Below are 2,245 nucleotides of genomic sequence, written 5' to 3' on the forward strand. Positions count from 1 at the left end.
ATCTGTTATAAAGCTGTTTAATCCAGACAAGGATTGGATTATATTACCTTCATCGACAGAAATCATCATACGAGCAACGAGAAATTTGGGAAACATAATTTTTCATAGATTATTGGGAGTTACCTTCGTTATAAATTTGGAAGGTAAGCTTGGTCACTCCGGGCTATCCCTGTAACACAATGCGTGCCTTAACCTCGCGCATAAGTATTTAACTCGTTTCTTGTGTAGCTGCCAAGACCGAAGGTTTCCTAAGACCAACGGACACAAGAACCAAGCCATACAGCTTATGAGTAAATAGTCTCAACATTGTGACGGGAAGCATGCTTAATGAGTAGTCGAACTACAAGGAGGGGAAAGCTTCATCCCATTTAGAACCATCTTCCATCTAGTTCTATTTTACACAGAAACAGCACGGAATGACCAAGCGATAACCAAGATATTTAATTATCAAAGAACTAAAGTGAATGGATCATCAAAAGCGACTTTTTGAAATTGGGGATGGGAAAAAAGTCACCTTTTAGTAATAATTTATAAATCTGAGTAATTAAAAACACCGTCAAATCAAGGATCATTTTTCCTAGATTTGACGGTGTCTTCTAATTCAGCTAGTTATTTCCCAGCCCCGCTCCATTCTTTCAAACAGTTAATCAATCAACTAAGTTAAGAACAATTCTTAACTACAAACTTATTATACGAAGAGGTTATGAAGTGACAATTGGAAAAGTTGGTACATTAGAGGTTGATTTTGTAGCAAGTAAGGCTGATGAGATAGTTTACTATCAAGTATCGGCTACGATTATGGATGAAAAAACAAAAGAACGTGAACTACGCCCACTCCAGTCCATAACTGATAATTATCCTAAGTATATCCTCACTATGGATAATACAGTTTTTAATGACTTTTCTGGTATAAAGGTGAAGAATATAATAGATTTTCTTCTTGAGTAATTTGACTATCAGCTGGGTCACAGTTTTTAGGTAATAGAGGTATAAAGGTAGACTCTTCACTTCGGAAGTATAATATCATATACCTTTATAACTACTAAATACTGGGTTTTAAACAGAAGTTGAGCTATATATGACGGATAGGCTAACATGACCTAGTAACTTTTTCATTTACTGTGAATACTTTGTACCAATATAATAAGATACTAAAAATCCAATAACTAAATAAAAGATTCCAAGTAGGATTTCCTGTCCTAATATATCCCTAGGAATAATTGCAAATATAGATCCAAATACAAATCCTAATACAGTATAATATGTAAAACCATAAGCTCTTTCAAATAGAAAATTTATTAATTTTGCAAATAATAATACACTTAGGACAAATCCTATCCCTACTGGAATGATTACCATAAGGTCTAAGCTTACAAGAGCATCCAAAAGAATTTCATAAGCCCCAATATACATAAGAATAAATGATGCACTTACCCCTGGTACTATAGTTCCAAATCCAATTATAAGACCATAAATAATAGTGGCAATTAGTCCTGAGGAAGCTTCTGGCATAATATTTATCACATTATTCTCTAATATGGTAAATATAATTGTTATACTAAGGGCAATTATACAAGGAATTAGATATGAGCCTTTAAAACCCTTTTTATTTGCATCTTTAATCACTAAAGGGATAGTCCCTACCATAAGCCCAATAAAGATAAATTTTACATTGGTTTCATGGTATACAAATAAATATTGCATAATTCTACTAAAAGCTAATACACCAAAAGCTATACCTACACCTAAAGAAAAAAGGGCTTTAATTTTTCCCATAAAATCAGTAAATATATTAGCAATGGCACTGGTTAATTTGCTATAAACACCAAGTATTACCGCAAAGGTACCCCCACTTACGCCTGGAGCTACGGCTCCTATACCTATGATTATTCCTTTTAAAAAATCATTTAAAAATATCAAAAATATCAACTCACAATCAAAATCAAATTTTATTACCTGTCTGCTGCTTTATTCCCTAAGCAAAAAAACCAACTATACTACCTAAATTCTACGTCGCTTTACGAAAACCATTAAACATCGATATTTCCGATGAACCTACGAAGAATTCAAGTAGTTGCTTCTACATTTTAACATTTCATGCACCCCCTTTCAACAAAAGGTTAGTGTCAATACTTTCTTTTAATAATTGCTTACAATGGTTGTTATATCAAGGAAAAGCAAAAAAACACTTGCCCCTCCCCTAAATCTCGTTCAAAATAGTAGGTACCAACCAAACTACTTCCAA

At 33.3% G+C, this 2,245-nt stretch carries 2 protein-coding genes; one reads left to right on the forward strand and one right to left on the reverse strand.

The genetic code is table 11. The features are described from left to right. Positions 1–708: 708 nt before the first annotated feature. A complete protein-coding gene (locus tag ACYQ4S_RS11625; RefSeq protein ID WP_245683093.1) occupies positions 709–948 on the forward strand; it encodes an ATP-binding protein in 240 nt (79 codons plus the stop codon). Positions 949–1,116: 168 nt separating this feature from the next. On the opposite strand, the gene ACYQ4S_RS11630 is transcribed toward ACYQ4S_RS11625, so the two are convergent. Beyond that, positions 1,117–1,920, reverse strand: a complete 804-nt coding sequence (locus ACYQ4S_RS11630) for a DUF368 domain-containing protein (protein ID WP_346025585.1) — start codon at positions 1,918–1,920, stop codon at positions 1,117–1,119. Between the last annotated feature and the right edge of the window lie 325 nt (positions 1,921–2,245).

The organism is Alkalibacterium sp. s-m-28 (assembly GCF_054658175.1).